The 341-nt window shown below is 49.0% G+C and carries 1 pseudogene; it reads right to left on the reverse strand.

Features of this window, described 5'->3' with window-relative positions:
- Positions 1 to 341 (reverse strand): annotated as a pseudogene (locus tag ACYP03_RS25010) (polyribonucleotide nucleotidyltransferase); the annotation flags it as partial.

A 341-nucleotide genomic window follows, 5' to 3' on the forward strand; every position in this document is an offset into this window, starting at 1 on the left:
TAGCCTGGTTAAGAGCAATCTGCATGATCTCTTTGGTAATACCTTCGATCTTGATATCCATCTGCAGTGCAGTAATACCGTCGTTAGTACCGGCCACTTTAAAGTCCATGTCACCCAGGTGATCTTCATCGCCCAGAATGTCAGACAGAACCACGAAATCGTCGCCTTCTTTCACCAGACCCATAGCGATACCCGCTACAGATGCTTTGATTGGCACACCCGCGTCCATCAGAGCCAGTGACGTACCACAGACAGACGCCATAGAAGACGAACCGTTTGATTCAGTGATCTCAGATACCACACGTACAGTGTACGGGAACTCGTCAACTGATGGCATTACC

It is taken from the genome of Photobacterium sp. R1 (genome assembly GCF_054600795.1).